Annotated in this window: 27 protein-coding genes; 15 read left to right on the forward strand and 12 right to left on the reverse strand. The window is 69.7% G+C overall.

What is annotated here, in order from left to right; translation table 11 throughout:
* Positions 1-5: 5 nt before the first annotated feature.
* Entirely contained in the window at positions 6-815 is an 810-nt protein-coding gene (locus E9232_RS17825) for a hypothetical protein (protein WP_309795994.1), read from the reverse strand.
* 147 nt (positions 816-962) lie between these two features.
* Here E9232_RS17825 and E9232_RS17830 point away from each other — a divergent pair, with 147 nt between their 5' ends.
* Positions 963-1916, forward strand: a complete 954-nt coding sequence (locus E9232_RS17830) for a DMT family transporter (RefSeq protein ID WP_309795996.1) — start codon at positions 963-965, stop codon at positions 1914-1916.
* Between the two features lie 12 nt (positions 1917-1928).
* Here E9232_RS17830 and E9232_RS17835 read toward each other — a convergent pair whose 3' ends face one another.
* Both E9232_RS17835 and E9232_RS17840 read right to left on the reverse strand, forming a co-directional pair.
* Positions 1929-3194 carry a 3-phosphoshikimate 1-carboxyvinyltransferase gene (locus E9232_RS17835; RefSeq protein WP_309795998.1) on the reverse strand — a complete coding sequence of 422 codons (1266 nt, stop codon included), beginning with the start codon at positions 3192-3194 and terminating at the stop codon, positions 1929-1931.
* Between the two features lie 73 nt (positions 3195-3267).
* Positions 3268-3612 carry a cupin domain-containing protein gene (locus E9232_RS17840; RefSeq protein ID WP_309796001.1) on the reverse strand — a complete coding sequence of 115 codons (345 nt, stop codon included), beginning with the start codon at positions 3610-3612 and terminating at the stop codon, positions 3268-3270.
* Between the two features lie 269 nt (positions 3613-3881).
* Here E9232_RS17840 and E9232_RS17845 point away from each other — a divergent pair, with 269 nt between their 5' ends.
* Positions 3882-4649, forward strand: coding sequence for a DUF2867 domain-containing protein (locus tag E9232_RS17845; RefSeq protein ID WP_309796005.1), 768 nt, complete (start codon positions 3882-3884; stop codon positions 4647-4649).
* A gap of 482 nt (positions 4650-5131) precedes the next feature.
* Here the strand turns inward: E9232_RS17845 and E9232_RS17850 are convergent, their stop codons facing one another.
* Complete coding sequence (locus E9232_RS17850; RefSeq protein ID WP_309796007.1) at positions 5132-6031, reverse strand: LysR substrate-binding domain-containing protein; 900 nt, start codon at positions 6029-6031, stop codon at positions 5132-5134.
* Between the two features lie 125 nt (positions 6032-6156).
* Here E9232_RS17850 and argH point away from each other — a divergent pair, with 125 nt between their 5' ends.
* From argH to E9232_RS17870, 4 genes are read left to right on the forward strand one after another with little or no spacing between them, the layout of a single operon-like run.
* Positions 6157-7581 (forward strand): argininosuccinate lyase, encoded by a 1425-nt coding sequence (argH, locus tag E9232_RS17855; RefSeq protein ID WP_309796009.1) that lies wholly within the window; start codon positions 6157-6159, stop codon positions 7579-7581.
* A 16-nt stretch (positions 7582-7597) separates the two neighbouring features.
* On the forward strand, positions 7598-8485 hold the full coding sequence (locus tag E9232_RS17860) for an amino acid ABC transporter permease (protein WP_309796010.1): 888 nt from the start codon (positions 7598-7600) through the stop codon (positions 8483-8485).
* A 3-nt stretch (positions 8486-8488) separates the two neighbouring features.
* Positions 8489-9253 (forward strand): amino acid ABC transporter ATP-binding protein, encoded by a 765-nt coding sequence (locus E9232_RS17865; protein ID WP_309796012.1) that lies wholly within the window; start codon positions 8489-8491, stop codon positions 9251-9253.
* Positions 9254-9285: 32 nt separating this feature from the next.
* On the forward strand, positions 9286-10116 hold the full coding sequence (locus tag E9232_RS17870; protein WP_309796013.1) for an ABC transporter substrate-binding protein: 831 nt from the start codon (positions 9286-9288) through the stop codon (positions 10114-10116).
* Positions 10117-10337: 221 nt separating this feature from the next.
* Here the strand turns inward: E9232_RS17870 and E9232_RS17875 are convergent, their stop codons facing one another.
* On the reverse strand, positions 10338-11495 hold the full coding sequence (locus E9232_RS17875) for a patatin-like phospholipase family protein (protein ID WP_309796015.1): 1158 nt from the start codon (positions 11493-11495) through the stop codon (positions 10338-10340).
* 193 nt (positions 11496-11688) lie between these two features.
* On the opposite strand from E9232_RS17875, the gene E9232_RS17880 reads away from it, so the two are divergent.
* The 3 genes from E9232_RS17880 to E9232_RS17890 all read left to right on the forward strand — a co-directional run bounded on the left by E9232_RS17880 (position 11689) and on the right by E9232_RS17890 (position 13367).
* Entirely contained in the window at positions 11689-12438 is a 750-nt protein-coding gene (locus E9232_RS17880) for an acetoacetate decarboxylase (protein WP_309796017.1), read from the forward strand.
* A gap of 104 nt (positions 12439-12542) precedes the next feature.
* Positions 12543-12941, forward strand: coding sequence for a low affinity iron permease family protein (locus tag E9232_RS17885; RefSeq protein WP_309796018.1), 399 nt, complete (start codon positions 12543-12545; stop codon positions 12939-12941).
* 75 nt (positions 12942-13016) lie between these two features.
* Positions 13017-13367, forward strand: a complete 351-nt coding sequence (locus tag E9232_RS17890; RefSeq protein ID WP_309796020.1) for a hypothetical protein — start codon at positions 13017-13019, stop codon at positions 13365-13367.
* 5 nt (positions 13368-13372) lie between these two features.
* Here E9232_RS17890 and E9232_RS17895 read toward each other — a convergent pair whose 3' ends face one another.
* The 3 genes from E9232_RS17895 to E9232_RS17905 all read right to left on the reverse strand — a co-directional run bounded on the left by E9232_RS17895 (position 13373) and on the right by E9232_RS17905 (position 16323).
* A complete protein-coding gene (locus tag E9232_RS17895; RefSeq protein ID WP_309796022.1) occupies positions 13373-14362 on the reverse strand; it encodes a glutathione S-transferase family protein in 990 nt (329 codons plus the stop codon).
* 52 nt (positions 14363-14414) lie between these two features.
* Entirely contained in the window at positions 14415-15014 is a 600-nt protein-coding gene (gene wrbA, locus E9232_RS17900; RefSeq protein WP_309796024.1) for an NAD(P)H:quinone oxidoreductase, read from the reverse strand.
* Positions 15015-15144: 130 nt separating this feature from the next.
* A complete protein-coding gene (locus tag E9232_RS17905; RefSeq protein ID WP_309796027.1) occupies positions 15145-16323 on the reverse strand; it encodes an MFS transporter in 1179 nt (392 codons plus the stop codon).
* A gap of 121 nt (positions 16324-16444) precedes the next feature.
* On the opposite strand from E9232_RS17905, the gene E9232_RS17910 reads away from it, so the two are divergent.
* Both E9232_RS17910 and E9232_RS17915 read left to right on the forward strand, forming a co-directional pair.
* Positions 16445-16789, forward strand: a complete 345-nt coding sequence (locus E9232_RS17910; RefSeq protein WP_309796029.1) for an ArsR/SmtB family transcription factor — start codon at positions 16445-16447, stop codon at positions 16787-16789.
* A gap of 190 nt (positions 16790-16979) precedes the next feature.
* Positions 16980-17828: a hypothetical protein gene (locus tag E9232_RS17915; protein ID WP_309796031.1), complete on the forward strand. Its 849-nt coding sequence runs from the start codon at positions 16980-16982 to the stop codon at positions 17826-17828.
* Between the two features lie 15 nt (positions 17829-17843).
* Here E9232_RS17915 and E9232_RS17920 read toward each other — a convergent pair whose 3' ends face one another.
* Positions 17844-18581 carry a GNAT family N-acetyltransferase gene (locus E9232_RS17920; protein WP_309796032.1) on the reverse strand — a complete coding sequence of 246 codons (738 nt, stop codon included), beginning with the start codon at positions 18579-18581 and terminating at the stop codon, positions 17844-17846.
* 104 nt (positions 18582-18685) lie between these two features.
* Here E9232_RS17920 and E9232_RS17925 point away from each other — a divergent pair, with 104 nt between their 5' ends.
* Positions 18686-19573, forward strand: a complete 888-nt coding sequence (locus tag E9232_RS17925) for a LysR family transcriptional regulator (protein WP_309796033.1) — start codon at positions 18686-18688, stop codon at positions 19571-19573.
* Between the two features lie 32 nt (positions 19574-19605).
* Complete coding sequence (locus tag E9232_RS17930; RefSeq protein WP_309796035.1) at positions 19606-20517, forward strand: LysR family transcriptional regulator; 912 nt, start codon at positions 19606-19608, stop codon at positions 20515-20517.
* Here the strand turns inward: E9232_RS17930 and E9232_RS17935 are convergent.
* From E9232_RS17935 to E9232_RS17945, 3 genes are all read right to left on the reverse strand, one after another.
* The gene (locus E9232_RS17935) at positions 20514-21992 is read right to left on the reverse strand and encodes an MDR family MFS transporter (protein ID WP_309796036.1); all 1479 of its coding nucleotides are present in this window, start codon (positions 21990-21992) and stop codon (positions 20514-20516) included. The genes E9232_RS17930 and E9232_RS17935 overlap by 4 nt on opposite strands.
* A gap of 110 nt (positions 21993-22102) precedes the next feature.
* Positions 22103-23374 (reverse strand): ATP-binding protein, encoded by a 1272-nt coding sequence (locus E9232_RS17940; protein ID WP_309796038.1) that lies wholly within the window; start codon positions 23372-23374, stop codon positions 22103-22105.
* Positions 23371-24099 carry a response regulator gene (locus tag E9232_RS17945; RefSeq protein WP_309796040.1) on the reverse strand — a complete coding sequence of 243 codons (729 nt, stop codon included), beginning with the start codon at positions 24097-24099 and terminating at the stop codon, positions 23371-23373. Before E9232_RS17945 ends, E9232_RS17940 begins: the two co-directional genes overlap by 4 nt.
* A gap of 213 nt (positions 24100-24312) precedes the next feature.
* Here E9232_RS17945 and E9232_RS17950 point away from each other — a divergent pair, with 213 nt between their 5' ends.
* Together E9232_RS17950 and E9232_RS17955 are read left to right on the forward strand one after the other, a co-directional pair.
* Positions 24313-24546 carry a hypothetical protein gene (locus E9232_RS17950; protein ID WP_309796042.1) on the forward strand — a complete coding sequence of 78 codons (234 nt, stop codon included), beginning with the start codon at positions 24313-24315 and terminating at the stop codon, positions 24544-24546.
* A gap of 92 nt (positions 24547-24638) precedes the next feature.
* Positions 24639-26147, forward strand: coding sequence for an efflux transporter outer membrane subunit (locus E9232_RS17955; protein WP_309796044.1), 1509 nt, complete (start codon positions 24639-24641; stop codon positions 26145-26147).
* Positions 26148-26155 lie beyond the last annotated feature (8 nt).

A 26155-nucleotide genomic window follows, 5' to 3' on the forward strand; every position in this document is an offset into this window, starting at 1 on the left:
TTCGGTCAATCTTGTGGCTGGGCTGCGAGCCGGCGCGGCCGGCCGCGCAGCGCCAGCACCGCGCCGTTCCACAGCATGCAGGCGGCCAGGGCCAGGCCCAGCGCCGCAGGGGAGCCGAGCGGGGGTGCTGACAGGTGCAGCAGCGCCAGCGTCGGGATGTACCCGGCCATGCCGATCAGGGCGTTGGTGAAGACCGCTGCGGTGGCCGGGCCGCCGATGCGCGGCTGCAGCAGCATGGCCAGGCTGCTTGTGACCACCGGGAACAGGGCGGCGAAGCCGGCGGCCATCGGCCCCAAGGCGCGGCCGATCAGCAGGACGGCGGCGATCAGCGCCATCACCGCGACGGTCCGCACCGGAATGTCCCAGCGCCGGGCGGCGGCGCGGACCGGCGGGGTCGCCGCCAGGCGCGGCAGCACCAGGGCCAGGCAGGGGGCGAAGACGGCCAGGTTCAGCGCCACGGCGCCGGCCAGGCTCCACTCGACCCGGCTGATCGCGGCGGCGGCCGTCAGCCAGGCCAGCAGCCCGGCGCCCAGGCTCAGGGCCAGGCCGCGCGATCGGGCCAGCAGCGCGTAGAGGGTCATGAACACGGCGGTGGCGGCATTCACCGCCAGGCTGGCCAGGGCGCTGCCGGACACGAAATCGGCGTCGTGCTCCAGCGCCAGGAAGACATAGGCCGGGCCGGCGGAGATCGGCAGGGTCGCGATCATGGCGCCGAGCAGCGGCCCGCTGCGCTCGACCAGCAGCGACGCGGTGACGACGATCCCGGCGGCCAGCACCAGCTTGGCGGCGAACAGGAGCCAGAACGGGTCGATCACGGCAGGGTCTCCGAAGGGGCCGTATTCCTTGGTAGCCCATCCGGCGGCACCGGTGCTCCGGCGCTTTCTGGGGCCTGTCCTGCGCAGCACAGAATACGGCCGCAAGAACCGGGTGGCGGGGCCGTCCCGCTTCGGCCAGAACGGAGCATGACCTCCGCCGCGCCTGCCCTCATCCGCCCCGCAACCCCGCCCGCGATGGGAGCGGCCGACTGGCTGCTGCTGGTCGCGCTGTCGATCGTCTGGGGCGGGTCGTTCTTCTTCGCCAAGGTCGCGGTGGCCGAGGTGCCGCCCCTGACCATCGTCCTGGTCCGGGTCGGGCTGGCCGCGATCGCCCTGCTGGCGGTGCTGCGCGCCATCGGCCAGGCCATGCCACGCGACCCCAAGGTCTGGGCCGCCTTCTTCGGCATGGGGCTGCTGAACAACCTGATCCCGTTCAGCCTGATCTTCTGGGGCCAGACCCAGATCGGCAGCGGCCTGGCCGCCATCCTCAACGCCACCACGCCGCTGTTCACCGTGCTGGTCGCGCATGTGCTGACCACCGAGGAGAAGCTGACGCCGAAGCGGCTGGCCGGGGTGGTGCTGGGCATCGCCGGGGTGGCGGTGATGATCGGGCCGCAGGTGCTGGGCGGGCTCGGCGGTGCGGTGCTGGCCCAGCTCGCGGTGCTGGGGGCGGCGCTGTCCTACGGTTTCGCCAGCATCTTCGGCCGCCGCTTCCGGGCGCTGCCGCCGATGGTCACCGCCACCGGCCAGGTCAGCGCCACCAGCGTGATGATGCTGCCGATCGTCTGCCTGGTCGACCGGCCCTGGACCCTGCCGGTGCCCAGCTGGTCCACGGTGTCGGCGCTGGTCGGGCTGGCGCTGCTCAGCACCGCGCTGGCCTATGTCTTCTACTTCAAGCTGCTGGCCCGGGTGGGGGCGACCAACACCGCCCTGGTCACGCTGCTGATCCCGCCCAGCGCGCTGATGCTCGGCAGCATCGTGCTCGGCGAGGCGATGACCGGCCGCGCCTGGGCCGGGATGGCGCTGATCGCCCTCGGCCTGATCGCGCTGGACGGCCGGCTGTTCGGGATGGTCCGGCGGCGGGTGCTGCGGATTGCCTGACCGGTCGTTCGGTCAATCCACCGTGTCGTAGGTGACGCCGAGCGAAGCCAGCGCATCCCAGAAACCGGGATAGGTCTTGGCGACGCAGCCGGGGTCCAGGATGGTGATGCCGCCGATCTTCAGCCCGGCCAAAGCGAAGCTCATGGCGATGCGGTGGTCGGCGTAGGTCTCGATCCGGGTCGGCAGCACCTGGCCGGCCAGGTCGGGGTCGGACGCCACGATCAAATCGTCGCCGTCCTCGCGGCCCAGGCCGGGGCGGATGCGCGACAGCTCGGTGGCCAGCGCGCTGACCCGGTCGCATTCCTTGACCCGCAGATTGGCGATGCCGGTGAAGCGCACCGGGGTGCGGTTGAAGGCGGCCAGCACCGCCAGGGTCGGCACCGCATCCTGCATCTGCGACCCGTCGATCACCGCCGGCAGATGCGGGAACGCCGCGATCAGCGCCTGGGCCTTGGCATCCGGCTGGGTGAAGGCATCGGCCGGCACGCCCAGGTCGATGGCGCCGCCGGTCAGCACCTCGGCGCCCCACAGATAGGTCGCGGCCGAGGCGTCGGGTTCGACCGTGAAGTCGGCGGCGCGGTAGCCGGTGGGCTGCACCCGCCAGGCCGCTTCGTCCAGCTGCTCGACCTCGGCGCCGAAGGCGCGCATCGCCGCGACGGTCAGGTCGACATAGCCGCGGGCGCCGATCTCGCTGCCGGTCAGCGCCACCTCGACCGGCCCGGTGCCGCAGGCGGCCGCCATCAGCAGCGCCGAGATGTACTGGCTGGACAGGCCGCCATCGATCTCCACCCGGCCGGCGGAGAAGGGGCCGCGGCCATGCACCGTGACCGGCGGATATCCATTGCTGTCGGCGATGTCGATGCCGAGTGAGCGCAGCGCCTGGACCAGCGGGCCGATCGGCCGCTTGCGCATATGGGCGTCGCCGTCGACCACCACGGTGCCGTCGATCATGGTCACCGCCGCGGTCAGGAAGCGCATCGCGGTGCCGGCATTGCCCAGGAACAGCGGCGCGGCCGGGGCCCGCAGCCGGCCGGTGCCGGTGACCGTGAAGCTCGTCGCATCCGGCTCGTCGATGGTCACGCCCATGGCGCGCAGGGCCTGGGCCATCAGCTTGGTATCGTCGCTCTTCAGCGCGCCGGTCAGGCGGCTGGTGCCTCGGGCCAGCGCCGCCAGCAGCAGGGCGCGGTTGGTGATCGACTTCGAGCCGGGCGGGGTGACGCGGCCGGTCAGCGGCCGGCCCGGCGCCTTGATCGTCAAACCGTTTGCGCGCGCATCCATGCCGGTCGTCCAACTCTCTCGGGTGATCATTCTGTCCTAGACGTCCCGGCGGCCTTCAACCAGCGCGATCGGCTCATTCGAGCCATTCGGTGATGAAGGTGCCGTTCTCATGGATGTCGATGGTGTGCAGCGGCGCCGGGCCGGGATTGGTGAATTTGTGCGGGGTGTTCGGCGGCACCACCACGATCTGCCCGGCCTCGGCCAGGATCTCCCGGGCGCCCAGTGTGAACAGGGCGCGGCCGGAGCGGATGATGAAGGTCTCGGGATAGGGGTGGCGGTGCAGCTTCGGCCCGCCGCCGGGCTCGTCGCGCTCGAAGAAGATCACCGAGATACCGGCGCCGTGGCGGCCGAGCTGGACCTCGCCATGCCAGCGTCCGGGATCCTCGGCCCAGTCCTTGCGGTCGATCGCGGGGTTCATGGCGTGTCTCCCTTCGTGCATTCACTGCGTCGTCATCGCCGGTCCTGCAGGGCGTGGCGATCCTGCACAGGGGCGCTATTGATGGGTGATCAAGGATCTGGTGGTCGCGTCGCTTGTCCCTTGTCACATTCATATGCCGAATATGGGAAATCGAGCGTGATGTCGCTTGCCGCGAAGCGCTATGTCTCCTGTGAAATCCATAAACTTCATTTCTTAATCAATTCTCTTCACAACGACGACCTCAATGCGGCTCGCCTCGAAGCAGCCCGTTGAGCTTCGTCGCCATTGCAGCCCGCATCGGCAAAAGCGACCTTAACCCAGTGGCTTTGGCTTGCGACCGCGCCGCTTGGGCTGCGGCAGCAGCGGCACTATCAGAGCGTATTGTTCATCGGACAAATCACTGCATAGCGCTCACGTTCAATATTATATCGTTGCCGATCGGCTCCGTTCCGAGGCATGTACTCCCTCACCGCTATTGGCCGGCCAGCTGTCGCAAAGACTGCCATGATCGAGCTTTCGGCATGTGCTTAGAACGCAAAGCGCGGGTGCGCCGGACCACGCCGCCACCTGAAAGCGTCGTTGCAGGCTGGTACGAGAACGCCAGCCTACTCGATAGCTACAGCACCGATTTGAGTTCATCGAAACAGTACAGCATGCGCGTGCTGGCGACCCGGACACTCGGCGATCCGCCCGCGTGGATCAAGGCTTTGGTCGCGGTGCGCGACGCCATGGTGACGCCCTTCGACGTCAAAGCCTCCGGCGAGGTCCGAGCGTCCAGGGCCGACAATGAACGCGTGGACTTTTTCCCGGTGCAATGGGAAAGCGACGACGAGATTGTGCTGGGTGAGGATGATCGACACCTGGACTTCCGATTATCGCTGCTTCGCGGCAATTCTCCAACCGGCACGAAGCTCATCGCGACAACCGTCGTGCACTCCCACAATGCCTTCGGCCTCACCTATCTCAACGTGATCAGGCCCTTTCATCACCTCGTGGTCAGGACCAGCCTGGCTCGCTTTGCACGAGCACAAGGTTAGGTGGCCACAGAAATCTTGATTTTATGCACCCTCCTGCTTTGGCTCAACCTGGCAGATGAAATGCATTTGGCCTTCGCCCACGGGGCCGAGCCGATATGCACGAACGGCACGCGGTAGGGCTTCACCTGCGCGCGCCAGAGGTCGGCGTGCTGCTGCGCCAACGCCGTCGCGGCATCTGGCGACTGGACGCCTGGAACCTCGCCGCGCCCGGACCCCATACCCGGATCGACACTTATGACCTTTGCGCCGTCAGCACGCCGCGCGCCGTTCGCCCGGGGAACTTCGGATGGGTTTGCCAAGTCGTGGTTATTGACAGAATGTCGCCGTCAACATTGAAGAATCGAAGTCGCTCAGAGCCGACCCAAGCCGGATGCCATGCTGCGTCTACCTTTATGACGAGCCTGACCTCATCCTCGATATGGCACAAGCATCGGCGTGGCGTTGAGGCCAAGCGGCACTGCTTTCTTTAATCGTTTCTCCGACTACATCCCCGGCCCCAGACCACGGGCCTCGTCCAGCAGCCAGTCGCGGAAGGCGACCAGGCCGGGGCGCGGCACGCGGTCCGCCGGCTGGGTGAACCAGTAGCCGTGGCGGCTGTGGAAGCCGAGGCCCTCGGGATTGACCAAACGACCGGTCAGCAATTCCTCCGCGATCAGGCAGCGCGGCACCAGGGCCAGGCCCTGGCCGGCGATGGCGGCGCGGATCACCAGGGCGTAGAAGCCGAAATGTACCATATGGGCCGGGGCGAACTCCGCCAGCCCCTGGGCCCCGGCGAATTCGCTCCAGCGCAGCGGCGTGTGGCGATGGTCCAGCACGGTGTAGCGCCGGACATCTTCGGCCCCGGCGATGCCGCCCATCCGGGACAAAAGCTGCGGCGCCCCGACCAGCGCCACGTTGCGGCCGAACAGGTATTCCGCCCGCTGGCCTAGCCACTCGCCCTCGCCGAAGCGGAACACCGCATCGGCCTCCTCGACCGTGTCGCCGGTGGCCTGGGTGGTGAACTGCACCTCCAGCTCCGGCCGCGCCTTGGCCAGTTGCGACAGCCGTGGCACCAGCCAGCGGTCGCCCAGGATCGGCAGCACATGCAGCCGGATGGCGTTGGGCGACCCGCGCAGCGCCGCGACCCGGCCGGCCGCCGTCTCCAGCGCCCCCAGGGCGATCCGCGCCTGGCTGACGTAGATCCGCCCGGCCTCGGTCGGCACCAGGCCGCGGCCGGTGCGGGCGAACAGCGGCATGCCGGCGATCTCCTCCAGGCTGCGCAGCTGCTTGCTCACCGCGCTCTGGGTCAGGTTCACGCTCTTCGCCGCCTCGGAGGCCGAGCCGTGCTCGACCAAAGCGGCCAGCACCCGCAGCGCGGTGGTGGAGGGAAGGGGGACCTGCATCGGCGGCGCATCTCTGTCGGAACCGGCCGGCACGATATTCCATTCCCGACTATCCCGGGGAAATCATTTCCATTGTGGCTCTCGGCTCGGCTTGACAGCATCCCGGGTCCGAACAGGGGGCTCCCATGACCGAACCGACCCGTCTCTGGGGCGCCCGCTTCCGCGCCGCGCCCGCGCCGGAGCTGATGCGCCTGTCGCGCTCGGATGCCAGCCATTTCCGCCTCGCCCCCTACGACCTCGCCGCCTCGGCCGCCCATGCGCGCGAGCTGGTGCGGGCCGGGATCCTGACCGAAGCCGAGGGCGAGACCACCCTAGCCGCTTTGGCCGAGCTGGGCCGCGACGTCGCGGCCGGCGCGGTGCTGCCGAACGAGGGCGACGAGGACGTCCACACCTTCCTCGAACGGGCGCTGACCGAACGGCTGGGCACGCTCGGCGGCAAGCTGCGCGCCGGAAGGTCGCGCAACGACCAGGCCGCCAACGACCTCAAGCTCTACCTGCGCGACGTCGCCCGCCGCCTCGCCGGCCACGTGATGACCTTGCAGCAGGCGCTGGTCGGGCAGGCCGAGGCGCATGTCGCCACCCTGGCGCCCGGCTTCACCCATCTGCAGCCGGCCCAGCCGGTCACCTTCGCGCACCAGCTGCTGGCCCACGCCCAGACCTTCGCCCGGGATGTCGACCGGCTGCAGGACTGGGACCGGCGCAGCGCCCGCTCACCTCTCGGGGCCGCCGCCCTGGCCGGGTCCGCCATCGCGCTGCGGCCCGATTTGTCGGCCGCCGAGCTGGGCTATGACGGCCCCTGCGAGAACTCGATCGACGCGGTCAGCAGCCGCGACCATGTGGCGGAGTTCCTGTTCGTCGCCGCGATGCTGTCGGTGCATCTGTCGCGGCTGGCGGAGGAGGTGTTCCTGTGGTCGTCGCGCCAGTTCCGCTGGGTCGAGCTGGACGATGCCTACGCCACCGGCTCCTCGATCATGCCGCAGAAGAAGAACGCCGACATCGCCGAGCTGACGCGCGGCCGCGCCGCCCGGCTGATCGGCGGGCTGACCGCGATGCTGACGGCGCTGAAGGGCCTGCCCTTCGCCTACAACCGCGACCTGGCCGAGGACAAGCGCGCCGCCTTCGAGGCGGTCGACACGCTGGACGCCGTGCTGCCGGCGATGGCCGGGATGCTGCGCACCCTGCGGATCAATGTCGAGACGCTGCGGCGCCAGTCGGTCGAGGGCTTCACTTTGGCGACCGAGGTGGCGGACTGGCTGTCGCGGCGCGGCGTGCCGTTCTCCGAGGCGCATGAGATCACCGGCGCCCTGGTCCGCCGCTGCGAGGATCGCGGCATCGGCCTGGAGGAGCTGGAGGATGCCGACCTCGCCGCGGTCGATCCGCGGCTGGCGCCGGAGATCCGGTCCTGCCTGACGCCGCAGGCGGCGGTGGCCGCCCGGTCGGGCCATGGCGGCACCGCGCCGGACCGGGTGCGGGAACAGCTGGCGCGGCTGCGCGAGCTGTTGATGGAGCAGGACGACTGGGCCCAGCGCTATGATGGTCCACACGTCTAGGGCAGGGGGACACGGGATGACCGACACCACGGGGGCCTCGCCCTATTCCATCGCCCATCTGCGCCATGTGCCGCGCCGGCACTACGGCCGCTGGGTCGCGGCGGCGCTGATCCTAGTGGCGCTGGCCGCGGTGGTGCGGGCCTTCGCCGTCGGCCAGATCGCCTGGCCGGTGGTGGGGCAGTTCTTCACCGCCCCGGCGATCCTGTCCGGCCTGGCCAACACCATCCTGATGACGGTCTGCGCCATGGCGCTGGGCATCGCGCTGGGCGTGGTCTTCGCCATCATGGTGATGTCGCCCAACCCGGTGCTGAAGACCGTGGCGGTCGGCTACATCTGGTTCTTCCGCGGCACGCCGCTGCTGCTCCAGCTGCTGTTGTGGTTCAACCTGGCGCTGGTGTTCCCGGTGATCGGCATCCCCGGCCTGTTCGAGGCGCGGACGGTCGAGCTGATCACGCCCTTCGTCGCCACGCTGCTGGGCCTCGGCATCAACCAGGGCGCCTACACCGCCGAGGTGGTGCGCGGCGGCATCCTGTCGGTCGACCTGGGCCAGACCGAGGCGGCCAAGGTGATCGGCATGACCCGGCTGGTGGCGCTGCGCCGCATCGTGCTGCCGCAGGCGATGCGGGTGATCATCCCGCCGATCGGCAACGAGGTGATCTCGATGGTCAAGCTGACCTCGGTCGCCAGCGTCATCCAGTACGCCGAGATGCTGCGCAATGCCCAGACCATCTACTACGCCAACGCCCGGGTGATCGAGCTGCTGATCGTCGCCGCGATCTGGTACCTGGTGGTGGTGACCGTGCTCAGCATCGGCCAGCATTTCCTCGAGAAGCATTTTGCCCGCGGGCGCGACGGGGCGCAGCGCAAGCGCGCCGTTGTGATCGACCAGCCGAAGGAGGCCTGAGCCATGCCGCCGATGGTGGTCGCCGCCGAGATCCACAAGCATTTCGGGTCGCTGCACGCGCTGCAGGGCGTGTCGCTCGAGGTCGAGCCGGGGGAGGTGCTGTGCATCATCGGCCCGTCCGGCTCGGGCAAGAGCACGCTGCTGCGCTGCATCAACCAGCTCGAAAGCGTCGATGGCGGCGCGGTCTGGGTCGATGGCGAACTCGCTGGCTTCCGGCAGGAGGGCGATAGCCTCTATGCCCTGACCGACCGCGAGGTGGCGCGCCAGCGCCTGGCCAGCGGCATGGTGTTCCAGCGCTTCAACCTGTTCGCCCACATGACGGTGCTGGCCAACATCATCGAAGGCCCGGTCACCGTGCAGAAGCGGCCGAAGGCGCAGATGGTGGCCGAGGCGATGACGCTGCTGCAGCGGGTCGGCCTGGCAGACAAGCGCGACGCCTATCCGGCCGAACTGTCCGGCGGCCAGCAGCAGCGCATCGCCATCGCCCGCGCCCTGGCGATGAAGCCGAAGCTGATGCTGTTCGACGAGCCGACCTCGGCGCTGGACCCGGAACTGGTGGGCGAGGTGCTGGCGGTGATGCGCGACCTCGCCGCCAGCGGCATGACCATGATCGTGGTGACGCATGAGCTGGGCTTCGCCCGCGAGGTCGCCGGCCGGGTCGTGTTCATGGATCGCGGCCGCATCGTCGAGATGGGGCCGCCGCAGCAGGTGCTGGGCAGCCCGCGCGAGGCGCGCACCCGCGACTTCATCGCCGCCGTCCTGTCGTGACCGGCGGACCCACAACAACAGGAGAGGCCTTCATGACCCGTTTCGCCCTGCTCGCCGCCACCGCGGCCGTCGCCGCGCTGGCCGTCACCTCCGCCTCGGCCCAGGCCTTGCCCGACCGCATCAAGCAGGCCGGCAAGATCATCATCGGCACCAACAACAACTACCCGCCGATCATCTACAAGGACCTGGCAACCAACGAGCTGACCGGCTTCGACATCGACCTGGGCAAGGCGATCGGCAAGCAGCTCGGCGTCGAGGTCGAGTGGCAGGAGATCGCCTTCGCCCAGATGCTGCCGTCGCTGCAGACCGGGCGCATCGACATGGTGATGGCGGGGATGAGCGACACGCCGGCGCGCCGCGACACCGCCGATTTCGTCGACTACATGAAGTCGGGCGCGCAGTTCTACACCTCGACCGCGCTGGCCGGTGAAATCAAGACGCCGGAGGATCTGTGCGGCAAGACGGTCGGCGCCAGCCGGTCGACCAACTGGCCGCAGCAGATCGGCGAGTGGAGCGACGCCAACTGCGTCGCCAAGGGCAAGCCGGCGATCAATGTGGTCGGCACCGAAGGCTCGGCCGATGCGCGGACCCAGCTGAAGACCCAGCGCATCCAGGCGGCGGCCCAGGGTAACGAGACGCTGCCCTATTTCCAGCAGCTGGAGCCCGACACCTATGTCGCGATCGGCCAGGCCTTCACCGAATCCCTGGTCGGCATCCCGGTCTTGAAGACCGAGCCGCAGCTGCGCGACGCGGTGAAGACGGCGGTGGAGAAGCTGCAGGCCGACGGCACCTACGACCAGATCCTGGCCAAATACGGCCTGCAGGCCAACAAGCTGCCGGCGGCGCTGAACCAGGGGCAGTGAGGGGAGGGGTAACCGCCCCGTACCATCATCGCGAGCCGTCCCACCCCAATTGTCATGCCACGGCTTGACCGTGGCATCCAGGGGCGGCCAGAGCGGCTCTTGGTGGCCCCTGGATTGCCCGGTCAAGCCGGGCAATGACATTGAAAAGAGTAGGATCTAAGGGGTTGCCTCTCCCGCCAGGCGAGAGAGGCAATTTGAAGACACTCGACAGTTCCCCCCCCTCAATCCAGCCGATGCACGTCGTGGATCACGATCCCCGCGCCTTCGCGGGGCATTTCCATCCACTGCTTCCGCTTCAGCGTGCGACGGGTGTCCTCGTAGCCGCTCTGCCAGTGCTCGCGCATCGAGGTGCCGGAGAACTCGTGGTCCTTGGCCTGCCCCTCATAGGCCTTCTGCTGGTAGATCAGGTGCAGGATGGTGATCTCCGGCAGCCGCGCCAGCTCGTCCCGCATCCGCCGCTCATCGTCCGACAGCGTCTCCTCCGGCAGTTTGGCCAGGGCCTGCGCCAGCCGCGTCTTCCAGATGTGCAGCCGCTTGTACAGGTCGGTGGTGTAGCGGGTGCGCGACGAATACATGATGTCCTTGTGCCGGGCCATCACGTCGTGGATGTCGCGCGGCAGCTCGCCCCGGGCGCTGAACAGGTCGACCTGGAACACCAGCGTGTTCAGCCGGCTGTCCTCGTCCAGCAGGTGCTGCAGCGGGGTGTTCGAGACGATGCCGCCGTCCCAGTAATGGTCGGTGCCGATCTTGACCATCGGCAGGGCCGGGGGCAGGGCGCCGCTGGCCATGACATGGTCGGGCGCGATCTCCTCCTCGGCGCTGTCGAAATAGATGAAGTTGCCGCTCAGCACATTGACCGCGCCGACCGCGAAGCGCACCGGGCCGTTGTTGACCAGGTCGAAATCCACCAGCTCCAGCAGGGTCTCGCGCAGCGCCGCGGTGTCGTAGTAGCTGGTCGCGCTCTTGGCCCCGGCCGGGCTCAGCCACGGGCTGGTGCCGTGCGGCGAGAAGAAGCCGGGCTGGCCCTGCAGCATCGTCATCCAGGAGCTGGTGGCGTTGCGCATCTGGCGGAAGATGTCGCCATCCGGGGTGTAGGCCCAGATCCGGCGGTCGGTGATCCGCTCCCAGAACGTCTTCAGCCGCTCCAGCCGCCGCTCCGGCGGGTTGCCGGCGATGATGGCGGCGTTGATCGCGCCGATCGACACGCCGGACACCCAGTCCGGCTCGATCCCGGCCTCGTGCAGTGCCTGGTAGACGCCGGCCTGGTAGGCGCCGAGGGCGCCGCCGCCCTGCAGCACCAGGGCGACGCGGTCGCAGCGGTCTGGCCGCCAGCCGGCGGAAGCGGTGTCGTGCTCTCGAATTGGGCTCTTCGCATCCATGGCCGGCCGGTCTCCTGCTTGGGGAGCGCACGATAGGCCGGGATGGATGACGGTCTGATGACGCGGCGGCGGCCGGCGTCGCGGCCCGCAGCGATGTCACATCTCTGTCGAAAGACTGTCGCGGGAGTTTCAGCGCTTGCTGGCTATGACGGTCGCGGCCCGCATCGCGGCCGTCCGGCAAAGGGTTGAGATCATGCGCAGGGAAGATGTCCTCCGGCTCCCGTCGATGCCGGCCGCTGGGCCGAGCTATCCGGCCGGGCCGTACCGGTTCGTCGACCGGGAATACATGATCATCACCTACGAGACCGATCCGGAGGTGATCCGCGACCAGCTGCCCGAGCCGCTGGAGCCGCTGGAGCGGCCGGTGGTGCATTACGAGTGGATCCGGATGCCGGACAGCTCCGGCTTCGGCAGCTACACCGAATCCGGCATGGTCATCCCCTGCACGTTCCGCGGCGAGGAGATGAGCTTCGTCGCCCAGATGTACCTGGACGACGACCCGCCGATCGCCGCCGGCCGCGAGATCTGGGGCTTTCCCAAGAAATACGCGCATCCCAAGCTGGCGATCGTGAAGGACACGCTGACCGGCACCCTGTCCTATGCCGACCAGCTCGTGGCCATGGGCACCATGGGCTACAAGCATGAGAGCATGGCCGGCAACGGCCACCGGACGATGGCGACGCTGTCGAAGACCCAGGTCAACCTGAAGCTGATCCCGGGCGTCGACGGGCGGCCGGAGATCTGCCAGCTGGTCGCCTACAACCTGGTCGACATCACGCCGAAGGGGTCTTGGATCGGGCCGGCGCGGCTGCACCTGGTGCCGCATGTCAACGCGCCGGTGGCCGACCTGCCGGTGCGCAAGGTGATCGGGGCGCATCACCTGATCGCCGATCTGACACTGCCTTACGGCCGGGTGATCTACGACTACAACCGCCCGGATTGAGGGGAGGGGGCGGCCCGCGAAATCGAACGGCGCGCCGCCTCGCCTCGGCACGATCTGCCCCGTCGTCCCGTTGTCATGGCATCCGGTCCGATTTGGAGGATGCCTTGAAGGACGCCCCCTGGTTCGTTCGCTTCGCCAACCGGTTCTCCCAGCTGGCCGGCCATCCCGTCACCTTCGGCATCGCGGCGGGCGCGATGATCGCCTGGGCCGCGATGGGGCCGTTCGTCGGCTTCTCCGACGTCTGGCAGCTGACCGTGAACACCGGCACCACGATCATCACTTTCCTCATGGTGTTCCTGATCCAGAACACCCAGAACCGCGACAGCGCGGCGGTGCAGATCAAGCTCGACGAGCTGATCCGGGCGACGGAGGTGGCGCGCAACTGGATGCTCGATCTGGAGGAGCATTCCGACAAGGACCTGCAGGAGATCCGGGAGGAGTACCGGACCCTGGCGGCGAAGGCGCGGGCGGAGCGCGACCGCGCAAAACGTATGGAAACTTGATGGGCGGGGGGGCCAGGGTCGCGGCCTCAGCGGTCGTCCCGGACGGGGCGGCGCGCCGACATCCGGACGATGATCATGTTGGACCAAGAGACCCCGCCGGCGGCCGTCAGGCCGGGCCCGGGCGAAACCATCTGGCAGCGGACCGCGCCGGAATCGCGCCGGCGCATCGCCAGCTTCGTCTCGCGGCTGGCGATGATGCTGGGCATGCTGGCGCTGATCGCCCTGCCGGGCCGCCGCTCCATTCCCGAGATGCTGCAGCTGCTTCAGACCGTGATGTTCTTCGCCGGGCTGTGGAGCGCGCTGTTCGCCTGGGTGGCGCATGAGCCGCCGCAGCCGGGCCGCCTGAACCTGTGGGACGAGGCCCTGGCCTTCACCGGCCTGTTCCTGCTGGTGCGCATCCTGCGCACCGTGGTGTTCGGGATGTGAACGGGTTAACGGGCTTCGGGCAGCCGCTCGCGGCCATGCGGTGCGGCCAGGTCCAGCACCGGGCCCTTCGGCACGATGCCGGTCGGGTTGATGCTGTGGTGGCTCTCGTAATAGTGCCGCTTGATGTGGCTCATCTCGATGGTCGCGGCCACGCCCGGCGCTTGAGCGATCTCGCGGGTGTGCCCCCACAGCGCGGTGTATTCGTGCAGCGGCCGCAGGTTGCACTTGAAGTGGCCGTGATAGACCGGGTCGAAGCGCAGCAGCGTGGTGAACAGCCGGATGTCGGCCTCGGTCAGCCGGTCGCCGACCAGCCAGCGATGCGCCGACAGCCGGGCCTCCAGCATCTGCAGCGCCTCGAACAGCCGGGTCACGGCCTCGTTGTAAGCCGCCTGCTCGGTGGCGAAGCCGGCCTTGTACACGCCGTTGTTCACCCGGTCGTAGACATCGGCGTTGATGGCGTCGATCTCGGGCAGCAGCGCGGCCGGCGATAGATTGACCGAACGATCGGCGAATTCATCAAACTCCGAATTCAGCATCCGGATGATCTCGGCCGACTCGTTGTTCACGATGGCGCCGGTCTGCTTGTCCCACAGCACCGGCACGGTGACCCGGCCGGTGTAGTCGGGCTTGGCCAGGCTGTAGACCTCGTGCAGCGCGGTCTTGCCGTTGACCCGGTCGCCGGTCGCGCCGGGCGAGCGGCTGCCGTCGCGGATGTCGTCGAAGGTCCAGCCCTGGGCGCCCATGAACGGATCGACCACGTCGACCGAGATCACGTCCTCGAGCTTCTTCAGCGCCCGCACGATCAGGGTGCGGTGGGCCCAGGGGCAGGCGTAGCAGACATAGAGGTGATAGCGCCCGGCCTCGGCCTTGAAGCCGGAGCTGCCGTCGGCCGTGACCTTGCCGCGGAAGGCGCTGTCCTGCCGCACGAAGCGGCCGCCGGTCGCCTTGGTGTCGTACCACTGGTCGGCCCAGCGGCCTTCGATCAGCAGGCCCATCGTCTTCTCCGCAGCCGCCGGGGCTCGGCGCCCCGGCGGATTTCCAACAGGCTCAGCCGACGAGCTTCGAGGCGATCTTCGTGACATGCGCGCCCTGGAAGCGGGCGGCCGCCAGCTCGTTGGCGCTGGGCTGGCGCTGGCCCTGGCCGCCGGCGATGGTGGAGGCGCCGTAGGGCGACCCGCCGGTGATCTCGTCCAGCGTCATCTGGCCCTGGAAGGAATAGGGCAGGCCGACGATCACCATGCCCTGATGCAGCAGCACGGTGTGGAAGTTCAGGATGGTCGATTCCTGGCCGCCATGCTGGGTGGCGGACGAGGTGAAGACGCTGCCGACCTTGCCGATCAGCGCGCCCTTCATCCACAGGCCGCTGGCCTGGTCGAGGAAGGTCTTCATCTGCGCGGCCATCATGCCGAAGCGGGTCGGCACGCCGAAGATCACGGCGTCGTAATCGGCCAGCTCGTCGACCGTGGCGACCGGCGCCGTCTGGTCGAGCTTGAAGTGGGCGGCGCGGGCGGCCTCTTCCGGCACCGTCTCGGGCACGCGCTTGATGGTGGGCTCGCCGCCCGCTTCGCGGACGCCCTCGGCGATCGCCGTGGCCATGGTCTCGATATGGCCGTAGGAGCTGTAGTAGAGGACCAGAACCTTCGTCATCGCATCGTTTCCCTATCGTACCCGCAGCCGACGCTGCGCCGAGAAGGTAGTCCTTGATGCGGGACGGGAGAACCCGCCCGTCCGGAACAGGATTGTTTCCAAATCAGCGACGATCGAGCGGGGCGGCGGCTCAGACCGCCGGCTGCACCGCCCGTGTGGCCTTGCGCCGCACCGTCACCGCCAGCACGCCCAGCGCGATGGCGGCGCACAGGGCCCCGACCCAGCCGAGATCGGTGACGTCGCCCCAGGCGATGGTCATCGCGCCCAGCGTCGAGCCGAAGGCGACGCCGGCATAGAGCGCGGAGGAGTTCAGGGACGCGGCGACCATCGCCACCTCCGGCGCCAGGCGGATCAGCCGGGTGGTCTGGGCCGGGTGGAAGGCCCAGCCGGCGACGCTCCAGATCACGATCAGCGGCGCCGCGACGATCAGCGCCTGGTGGGCCGGCAGGAGGGCGGCGGCCGACAGGCCGAACAGCGACAGGGTGAGGACTCCAAGCGACCAGGCCTGCACCGGGACCGGGCCGATCCGGTCGGTCAGGTGGCCGCCCAGGGCGTTGCCGGCGGCCGCGCCGATGCCGAACAGGAACAGCATGGCGCTGACGCCGTCGGCGCCGATGCCGGTCGCCCGCTCCAGGAACGGGGCGATGAAGGTGTAGACCACGAAGCCGGCGGCGATCCAGAAGACGGTGACCACCAGCGCCTGCAGCACCGCCGGCCGGCGGGCGACGGCCAGTCGTTCGGCCAGGGTGCTGGCGCCGCGGGGCAGCTGCGCCGGCAGGCCGAAGCGCAGGCCGAACACGCCGGCGAGGCTGAGGCCGGCGACGATCAGGAAGGTGGTCCGCCAATCCGCGTGGTTGCCGATCCAGGCGCCCAGCGGCACGCCCAGCGCGGTGGCGATGGTCATGCCGCTGGTGACGGCGGCGATCGCCCGCCCGCGCCGTTCCGGGACGACCAGGGACGCGGCGACGGCATAGGCCGTCGGCATGAACAGGCCAGCGCTGAGCGCCAGCAGCACCCGGACCGCAACCAGCTGCCACAGCGTCTCGGTCGCCGCCGCCAGCAGGTTGGCGAAGGCGAAGAACAGCAGGGCCAGCACCAGCAGCCGGCGCCGATCGAGGCTGCCGCAAAAAGCCGACAGGATCGGGGAGCCGACCGCATAGGCGAGGGCGAAGATCGTGATCAACTCGCCGGCCGTGGCGACGGAGGTGTGGAAATCCGCGGCGATCGCGGGCAGCAGCCCGGCGATCATCAGGCCTTCGGTGCCGATGGCGAAAGCGCCGATCGCGAGCCAGACCAGGGAGGCGGGCATGGGGATGATCCATTGTTCAACGATATTTGAAATATCGGATTGGCCGAGGGAGCCGTCAAGCCAATTGTTCAAAATTCGTTGAACATTGAATATCGCCGCCGGATGGCTTAGATCTCGGGGCATGCGCACGCCCTATCACCCCGATCGCGACCAGATGGACCTCGTCACCATCCTCGCGGCGCTGAGCGACCCGACCCGCCTGGCGATCGTGCTCCAGCTGTCGGAGATGGGGGAGGAGGCCTGCAGCAGCATCGACCACGCGCCGAAGACCAGCCTGTCCTACCACTACGCCAAGCTGCGCGAGGCCGGGGTCACCCGGACGCGGATCGAAGGAACCCAGCGCTTCATCTCCCTGCGCCGCGACGATCTGGAGGCGCGGTTCCCCGGGCTGCTCGACTCTGTAGTGACAAATGCGCGCAGGGACGGCGGCCTGAAAACCCGGGCATTCCCTGCCGAGATTCGGTGAATCCAAGGCAATCCGGGGCCGTCCGCGGGTTTCTCCATTTTACCAAAGGGTAATTTCACGTCGCAGGCGGGACCACTTATGGTCCGCTGAGGCCAAGACGCGGGAACGCTGGCCGCGGCGATGTGTTTGAGGTTCCGTTGACCCATCCAAGAGCCAGATGACGATCGATATGCGTCGCTCCACCGAGCCCATGCGGAAATTTGCCGTTGTCACCACCTGCAACGGCGCCGGCTATGCCGAATACGGGCAGCGCATGATCGACACCTTTGACCTCTATTGGCCGGAGGATGTCCCCCTCCTGGTCTATCGCGAGGGTTTCGAGCCGGAGGTGCCGAGCGACCGCATCGTGGTGCGGGACCTGGTCTCCAGCTGCCCCGACCTGGTCGCCTTCAAAAGCCGCCACGCCGACAACCCGCTCGCCAACGGCCAGACCGAGCGCTACCGCTTCCGGCTGTCGCGCAACCCCTACAAGAACCGGATCAAGCTGGGCGACCGGCGCTGGGGCACCGGCTTCCGCTGGGATGCGGTGCGGTTCAGCCACAAGGCCTTCGCCATCTTCCACGCCGCGGCAAACACCGATGCCGACGTGCTGATCTGGGTCGATGCCGACAGCCTGTTCTTCGCCGAGCCGAGCCGGGAAGAGCTCGAGAGCTTCATTCCGCGCGACTGCTTCGTCGGCTATCTCGACCGGCCGACCTACTCGGAATGCGGCTTCATCGCCTACAACCTGAGACACCCGGCGACGCGGGAGATGCTGGCGGCGTTCAAGCGCCTCTACACCCATGACGAGCTGTTCGAGCAGTACGAGTTCCACGACGCCTATCTGTTCGATGTCGTGCGGCGGCAGATCGAGCGCGCGGGCCACCAGTCCTTCGACATCGCCGACGGCATCGGCCGGCAGGCCAAGCACGTGCTGATCAACTCCCGGCTCGGTCGGTTCATGGACCACATCAAGGGCGGCCGGAAGACGACCGGCCACAGCCCGCGCAACGATCTGGTGGTCGAGCGCCGGGAATCCTACTGGCGCAACACGGCCTGAGCCTCCGCTGACGGATCACGCATCGGGGCCGGGCGCCACGGTGTCGCCAACGCCGAGGGGCCGCTGCATCAGCACGGTGTCGACCCAGCGTCCCAGCTTGAACCCGATCGACCGGAAGCTGCCGGCCCGGTGGAAGCCCAGCCTTTCGTGCAGGGCGATCGAAGCCGCGTTGCGGCTGTCGCCGATCACGGCGACCATCTGGCGCCAGGGCCCGGCCTCACAGCGGGTGATCAGCCCCGCCAGCAGCGCCCGGCCGATGCCGCGGCCGGCCAGCCCGTCGGCGACATAGACCGAATCCTCGACCGTGTGGCGATAGGCCGGCCGCGGCCGGTGGGCGCCGGCATAGGCATAGCCGACCACCCGGCCGTCGATCTCCGCCGCCAGATAGGGCAGGCCCTGGCCCAGGGTCGCCACCCATCGCGCCACCAGCTCGGCCGCGTCCGGCGGCGTCTCCTCGAAGCTGGCGAAGCCGTGCAGGACGTGATGGGCATAGATCGCCTGCACCGCCGCCATGTCCGCCATGGCCGCATCGCGGATGGTGACCGGGGCGGGCAGGGTGATGTCGTGGCGGTCGGGCATCAGGGTCTCTCTGTCGGGGGCGGGTCGTCCGCGCAAGGCCTCGCCGCGGCAGATGCCGAGATCGGCCAGCCGCCGGTCGTCGAGCCCGCGCAGCATGTCCAGCTGCCGCCGGCGCGACAGGGGCGAGGCGGCGAGCCAGCGCAGGGTCTCGGTCAGGGGCGGAAGGCGGGACATCGGTCACGGCTATGGTCGGGGGAACTGATGAAGTCGAGCTTGCGCCGTGGCTTCGGATAAGGGAAATTTGGATATTCAATGCAGAGGATAAGGAATTCTTTGGGATGCGCGGCCTGAACCTCGACCAGTTGCGCAGCTTCTGCGAGGTGATCCAGGCCGGCAGCTTCTCCGCCGCCGCCGCCCGGCTGAACCTGACGCAGCCGGCGGTCAGCCTGCAGATCCGGCAGCTGGAGGCCAGGCTGGGCGTCCGCCTGATCGAGCGGGTCGGCCGGCGGGCGACCCCGACCCTGGCAGGTGCCGACCTGCTGGCCTATGCCGGGCAGATCGAGGCCGCGGTGGCGACGGCGGTCGAGGCCATGGCCGAACACGCCACCGGCACCATCGGGCGGGTCCGGCTGGGCACCGGCGCCACCGCCTGCATCTACCTGCTGCCGCCGGTGCTGCGGGCCCTGCGGCGGCGGTTCCCGTCGCTCGAGATCGTGGTCAGCACCGGCAATGCCGTCGACGTCCTGCGCCTGCTGGAGGAGAACGCGCTCGACCTCGGCCTCGTCGCCCTGCCGGCGCCTGGCCGCGCCTTCGCCGTGACGCCGCTGCTGGAGGAGGAGTTCGTCGCCGTGGCCCCGGTCGAGGCGGACGACCTGCCGCCGGAGGTGACGCCGGCGGTGCTGGCCCAGCGGCCGGTCGTGCTCTACGAGCCGGGCGGCCAGACCCGGCGCATCGTCGACGACTGGTTCGCGGCGGCCGGGATCAGCCTGAAGCCGGCGATGGCGCTGGGCAGCGTCGAGGCAATCAAGGAACTGGTCGGCGCCGGCCTGGGCTGTGCCGTGCTGCCGCGCATGGCGATGCCGCCGGGCGAGACCCGGCTGGTGGCGCATTCCCTGTCGCCGCGGCTGCACCGCCGCCTCGGCCTCGTGCTGCGCCGGGACAAGCCCCTGACGCGCGGCCTGCGTGAGATGATCGCGGCGCTGCAGCAGGCGGCTCTGGATCGTTGACCCGCCGCTTCGCCTCATAGACCCTGCGCGCCATGGACATGCCCGGCGCCATGATCATCTTCGCCCAGGTCGTCGACAGCCGCAGCTTCTCGGCCGCGGCGGTGCGGCTCGGCCTGTCGAAATCCGCAATCAGCAAGCAGATCGCGAAGCTGGAGGACCGGCTCGGCGCCCGGCTGCTGAACCGCACCACCCGCACCCTCAGCCCGACCGATGCCGGCCAGGATTTCTACGAGCGCTGCGTCCGCGTCGCCCGCGAGGTGGAGGAGGCGGAGCGGGCGATCAGCCACCTGTCGACCGAGCCGCGCGGCCTGCTGCGCCTCAACGCGCCGGCCAGCTTCGGCCGCGACTACATCGCGCCGCTGGTGCCGGAGATGCTGGTGCGCTGGCCCGAGCTGCGGATCGATGCGGTGTTCGACGACCATTTCGTCGATGTCGTGGCCCAGGGCTTCGACCTGGTGATCCGCATCACCAAGCTGCAGGATTCCAGCCTGGTGGCCCGGCGCCTGGCCCATTGCCGGCGGCTGGTCTGCGCCGCGCCCGCCTATCTCGAACGCCATGGCGTGCCGAAGACCCCGGCCGACCTCGCACGGCACGATTGCGTGCTCTACAGCTACGCCGCCGACCAGGGGGAATGGCAGTTCGTCGGGCCGGACGGGCGGCTGGAGACGGTGCGGGTCGACGGCCGGCTGCGGGTCAACAGCGCCGAGGTCATGATGGCGGCCCTGCGCGCGGGCGTGGCCCTGGCGATGCCCCCCGACTTCCTGGTCGGCCCCGACATCGCCGCCGGGCGCCTGGTGCCGCTGCTGACCGAATACGAGAACCCGTTCGGCGCGATCTACGCGGTCTGGCCGCACAACCGCAACCTCGCCCCCAAGGTCAGGGCGGTGGTGGACTTCCTGGTCGAGCGCTTCGCGGTCGAGCCGATCTGGGCGCCGCGCGGCTAGAGCGGTTCTGCCCCGGCGCCCATGTCCGGCCGCTCGCGCAGGGGCCGGTGCGCCACCCGCATGTAGATCACGAGGCTGAGGGCGAAGACCGCGGCCACCGCGGCGAACATGATGGCGAAGGCGCGGGCGATGTCGGTGCGCTCGGTGTCGGTGACCGGGCGGCGCACCAGATCCTCCAGCCCCGAGACCGTGCCGACCGATGGCACCCAGGCGACGATCAGGCCCAGCACCAGGGCCGAGGCCGCGGCGATCAGGATGGCGCCACCCAGGGCGCGGGAGAAGCCGATGGCGCCGGTCACCGCGCCGAGGTCGCGGCCGGCGACCGCGTTCTGCGCCGCCACCATGCTGGCCGGGAAGATCGGGCCGACGCCGAAGCCCGCGACCATCAGCAGGCCGGAGGCGACCAGCGGCGTGGCGTGCTCGGCCACGGCGGCGAGGGCGAGGAGGGCCACGATCGCCACCGGCAGCCCGATCAGCGGCGGCCGGCGGTAGGTGCCGGTGCGGGTGACGTAGCGGCCGGACAGCGACGCGGTGATGGTGGTCGACAGCATCAGCGGGATCATCATCAGCCCGACCTCGCCGACCGGGGCCCGCAGCGCCACCTGCAGGTAGGTCGGCGCCAGCACCGCCAGCACGAGATAGCCGCCGAAGGCCAGGAACACCGCCGCCAGCACCGGCCCGACCACGGTGTCGCCGAGGAAGCGCGGCGGCAGGATCGGCTCGTCGGCCCGGGCCTGGCGGCGGAAGAACAGCCAGCCGCCGGCCGCCGCCGCCACCAGCGCGACGACGATCGGCAGCGATAGCCAGGGGAAGGTGGTGCCGCCCCAGGACAGGCCCAGCAGCAGCGCGGTGGTGCCGAAGGTCAGCAGGCCGATCGAGGCGAAGTCGATCGGCGCCCGGACCCGCCGCACCGGCAGCTTGCGCAGCGCCCGGTCGACCGTGACCAGCGCCAGCGCGCCCAGCGGCAGGTTGATCCAGAAGATCCAGGGCCAGCCGACATACTGGGTCAGGACGCCGCCCAGGGTCGGGCCGATCAGGGCCGACCCGGCCCAGACCGTGGCGAAATAGGCGGCGTAGCGGCCGCGGTCGCGCGGCGCCACCACATCGGCGATCACCGTCTGCGCCAGGGTCAGCAGCCCGCCGCCGCCGAGGCCCTGCACCGCCCGCGCCGCGATCAGCATCACCATCGAGGTCGACAGGGCGCACAGCACCGACGCGCCCAGGAACACGAACAGGCAGATCAGCAGCAGCGGCCGGCGGCCGTAGAGGTCGCTGAGCTTGCCGAGGATCGGCGTGGCGCAGGTCGAGGTCAGGAGATAGACGGTGACGACCCAGGAGATCAGCTCGAAATCGCCGAGCTCGCGGCCGATCGAGGGCAGGGCGGTGGCGACGATGGTCTGGTCGAGCGCCGACAGGAACATCGCCAGCAACGCGCCGATGACGATGGTGCGGACCTCGGACTGGGTCAGGGACATGCTCGGTGCTTCCTCCCGCCCGCGCATGGTTCGTCCCGCGCGAGTCGCTGCCCATCCTAGCGGCTGGGGCGGCCGGCGCGGTCGGCGATTGGCCGGGAGCAGCCCTGCGGTCAGCCCGCGGCGCCGCCGCGGGGCAGGATCACGGTCTGGACCAGGCCGCCCTCGGCGCGGTTCTCGATCACGATGCGGCCGCCGCTGCGGTCGATGATCTCCTTGGCGATGGCCAGGCCCAGCCCGGCGCCGGGCACCGTCTGGCGCCGGGCGAAGTCGACCCGGAAGAACGGCTCGAACACCTGGGTCAGCAGCGCCGGGGGAATGCCGGGGCCGCGGTCGGCGATGGTGATGCGGGCCTCGCCGCCGACCGCCGCCAGCGTCACCTCCGCCCCCTTGCCATGGGTGGCGGCGTTGATGATCAGGTTGCGCAGCGCCCGCTTCAGCGCCAGCGGCCCGGCCTTGATCAGCAGCGGCTCGGCCCGGGTCAGGGCCACCGGCAGCGCCTGCTCGGCCAGCTCGGTGCACACCGTCTCGACCAGCCGGTCCAGGCGCAGCGGCTCGGTGTCACCACCGTCGACCTCCTCGCGCACCAAGCGGATGGCGCTGTCGGCGATGCGGTCGAGCTCGTCGAGGTCCTTCAGCCAGGCGGCCTGGTCCTCCTCCGGCAGGAACTCGGCGCGCAGCCGCATCCGGGTCATCGGCGTGCGCAGATCGTGCCCCGCCGCCGCCACCAGGCGCATCCGGCTTTCCATCGCCGCGCGCAGCCGGGCCGACAGGCGGTTCAGGGTCCGGGCGGTGGTGCGCATCTCGGCCGGCCCGGTCTCCGGCAGCTCGGGCAGGATGCCGTCCGGCCCGATGCGGGCGATGGTGCTTTCCAGCAGCGCCAACGGCCGGATCAGCTTGCCGGCGACCACCAGGGCGATGCCGATCGCGCCCAGCACCAGCAGCACCATCCAGCCGGCGAAGGCCAGCGGCACGCCCTGCGGCACCGGCACGTCGGAGATGGTCAGCCACAGCCAGCGCTGCGGGTCGATCTGCACCGACAGCATCGGCGGCGATTCGGGGCTGGGCCGGGTCACCCTGAGCGGCAGGTCGGGCCCGGTCTTGCGCATGGCGTCCTGCAGGTAGTCGGCGAAGCGCTCGATCGGCTCGCCCGGCCCCGGGATGGGGTGCAGCTCGAAATCCGCCACGCGGCCGGGGGCGCTCACCGGGCCGATGCCGTTCTCGACCAGGTCGGCGATCAGCCGCACCTGGCGGACCAGCGGGTCGATCGTCCGTTCCGGCGACGGCCCGCGCAGCAGGCTGACGGCGGCGAAGCTGGCGATGCCCACGACGGCGATGATGGCGATCACCAGCAGCAGGGTGATGCGGGCCCGCAGCGTGTTCACGCCGCGTCGCCCTGCTGCTCGACCGCGACCGCCAGCTGGTAGCCGCCGTTGCGCACGGTCTTGAAGATGTGGAACGGCCCCTCGTCGCCCAGCTTGCGGCGCAACCGGCTGACCAGCACGTCGATCGACCGGTCCAGCGGCTCCGCCTCGCGGCCCTGGGTCAGGTCCAGCAGCTGGTCGCGCGACAGCACCCGGCCGGGCCGGTCGAGGAAGGCGACCAGCAGCTCGAACTCGGCGCCGGTCAGGACGACCTCCTCGCCGCCGGCATCGGTGACGCGCCGGGCGGACGGGTCGGCGGTGAAGCCGGCGAAGCGGTAGCGCCCGGCGGTGGCCGGCGCCTCCTCCGGCGCCGCCGCGCTCCGCCGCAGCACGGCGCGGATCCGGGCCACCAGCTCGCGCGGGTTGAACGGCTTGCCGATATAGTCGTCGGCGCCGATCTCCAGCCCGATGATGCGGTCGACATCCTCCTTCAGCGCGGTCAGCAGGATCACCGGCAGATGCGCCCGGCGCTGGCGCAGGTCGCGGCAGATCTCCAGCCCGGAGCCGTCGGGCAGCATGACGTCGAGGACCACCAGGTCGATCCGGCCGGCCGCGATCGCCTCCTCGCAGTCGCGCCGGTCGGCGGCGAGGGTGACGCGGAAGTTCTGACTGTCGAGATAGCGGCCCAGCAGCCGCCGGATCTCGGGGTCGTCGTCAACGACGAGGATGTGGGGCGAAGTCTGCATGGAATATGTGGCCGGTCAGTGCTGGCGTGATCTTTACGGCCGCGGCCCCGCAGCGCGATGGGTTTTTTGCAACGGAGTGTTGCCGATTCCCGGCCGGCAACGTTCGGACATCAATTTGATTGCCCGGTTCATCTTCGGCAACACGCCGACGAAGCGCAGCAACAGACCGCGCCTAGCGTCGCTTGGCCGACAGCAACTCCAGCGAGGTCGCAGATGAAATCCACCGTCGTCATCATCGGCGTCGCGACGGCCAGCGTGATCGGGCTGACCGCCAGCGCGATCACCGGCCTGACCGGCCCGGCCTTCGCCGCCCCCGGTGCCTCCGCCAATGCCTCGGACCGCATCGATGCCCCGCGCCCCGGCCTGCCCTTCTTCGGATCCGGTCCGTCCGAACCGCCGCGTCTGCCACTGCCGGATGCCCCCCATCCGACCCCCGACGCCGGCTGACGGACCGGTCGGGCCGGCCCGGCGTTCCCCCACGCCCGGGCCGGCCCGATGGTTTCTTCCTGCCTTCACTGCAAAGACCGATTGCCGCGATCTTGAAAACTCATCTGCTCCGGGGCGCCACCTCGCTGTCCGTCCTGCTCGTGGCGGCCTGCGCGGTCGGCCCCGATTTCCAGCGTCCGGATGCGCCTGGTGTCAGCCAATACACCCCCGGCACGCCGCTGGCCGAGACCTCTTCGGCCAAGGTGGCGGGTGGTGCGGCGCAGCGCATCCAGAACGGCCGTGACATTCCCGGCGACTGGTGGCGCGTGTTCCGGTCGGATTCGCTGGACCGGCTGATCGCCGAGGCGCTGCGGGCCAATCCGGACCTCCAGGCCGCCCAGGCCTCGCTGCGCCAGGCGCAGGAGAATGTCGCGGCCGGGCAGGGCGCGCTGTTCCCGACCATCAGCGGCTCCAGCTCCGCCACCCGGCAGCAGAGCAACAGCACCGCATCGACCGCGACCGGCACCCGGACGGTGACCTCGGTCTTCAACGTCACCAGCGCCTCGCTCGACGTGTCCTACGACCTCGACGTGTTCGGCGGCACCCGGCGCAACATCGAATCGCTGCAGGCCCAGGCCGATTTCGAGCAGTTCCAGCTCGAGGCCAGCTACCTCACCATCAGCAGCAACGTGGTCGTCGCCGCGATCCAGGAGGCGTCGCTGCGGGCGCAGATCGACGCGACCCAGGACATCATCAAGACCCAGCGGTCCTTCCTCGGCATCCTGCAGCAGCAATTCGCGGCGGGCGGCATCTCCCAGGCCGATGTGGCGTCGCAGCAGGCCGTGGTGGCGCAGACCGAGGCGACGCTGCCGCCGCTGCAGAAGCAGCTGGCGCAGCAGCGCAACCAGCTCGCCGTCTTCCTCGGCCGCTTCCCCAGCGAGATCTCGGGCGACGACTTCCAGCTGTCCTCGCTGCAACTGCCGACCGACCTGCCGCTCAGCCTGCCGTCGAAACTGGTCGAGCAGCGGCCGGACATCCGGTCGTCGGAGGCGCAGCTGCACGCGGCCAGCGCCAAGATCGGCGTGGCCATCGCCAACATGCTGCCGCAGATCTCGCTCAGCGCCAGCTACGGCAGCACCGCCAGCAGCTTCGGCGACCTGTTCTCGCCCGGCACGGTGGCCTGGAGCCTGGCCGGCAGCATCGTCCAAACCATCTTCGACGGCGGCACGCTGCTGCACGACAAGCGGGCGGCCGAGGCTGGCTTCGACGTGGCGGCGGCGCAGTACCGCAGCACCGTGCTGTCGTCGTTCGAGGACGTCGCCAACGCCCTGCACGCCATCCAGTTCGACGCCGATACGCTGAAGGCGCAGCTGGCGGCGGAGCAGGCGGCGCAGCGCAGCCTCACCATCGCCCGCAGCCAGTTCCAGGCCGGCGCCACCGACTACGCCACCGTGCTGACCGCCCAGACCAACCTGCTCAACGCCCGGATCAGCCGCATCCAGGCCCAGGCCGCGCGGCTGAGCGACACCGCCGCGCTGTTCCAGGCCCTGGGCGGCGGCTGGTGGAACCGGACCGACACGCCCGCCGGCGCCACCCAGCCGACCCCCAGCCTGCCGAAGTAATCACGGAC

Origin of the sequence: Inquilinus ginsengisoli (assembly GCF_031453975.1) — a bacterium.
Classification (GTDB): domain Bacteria; phylum Pseudomonadota; class Alphaproteobacteria; order DSM-16000; family Inquilinaceae; genus Inquilinus; species Inquilinus ginsengisoli_A.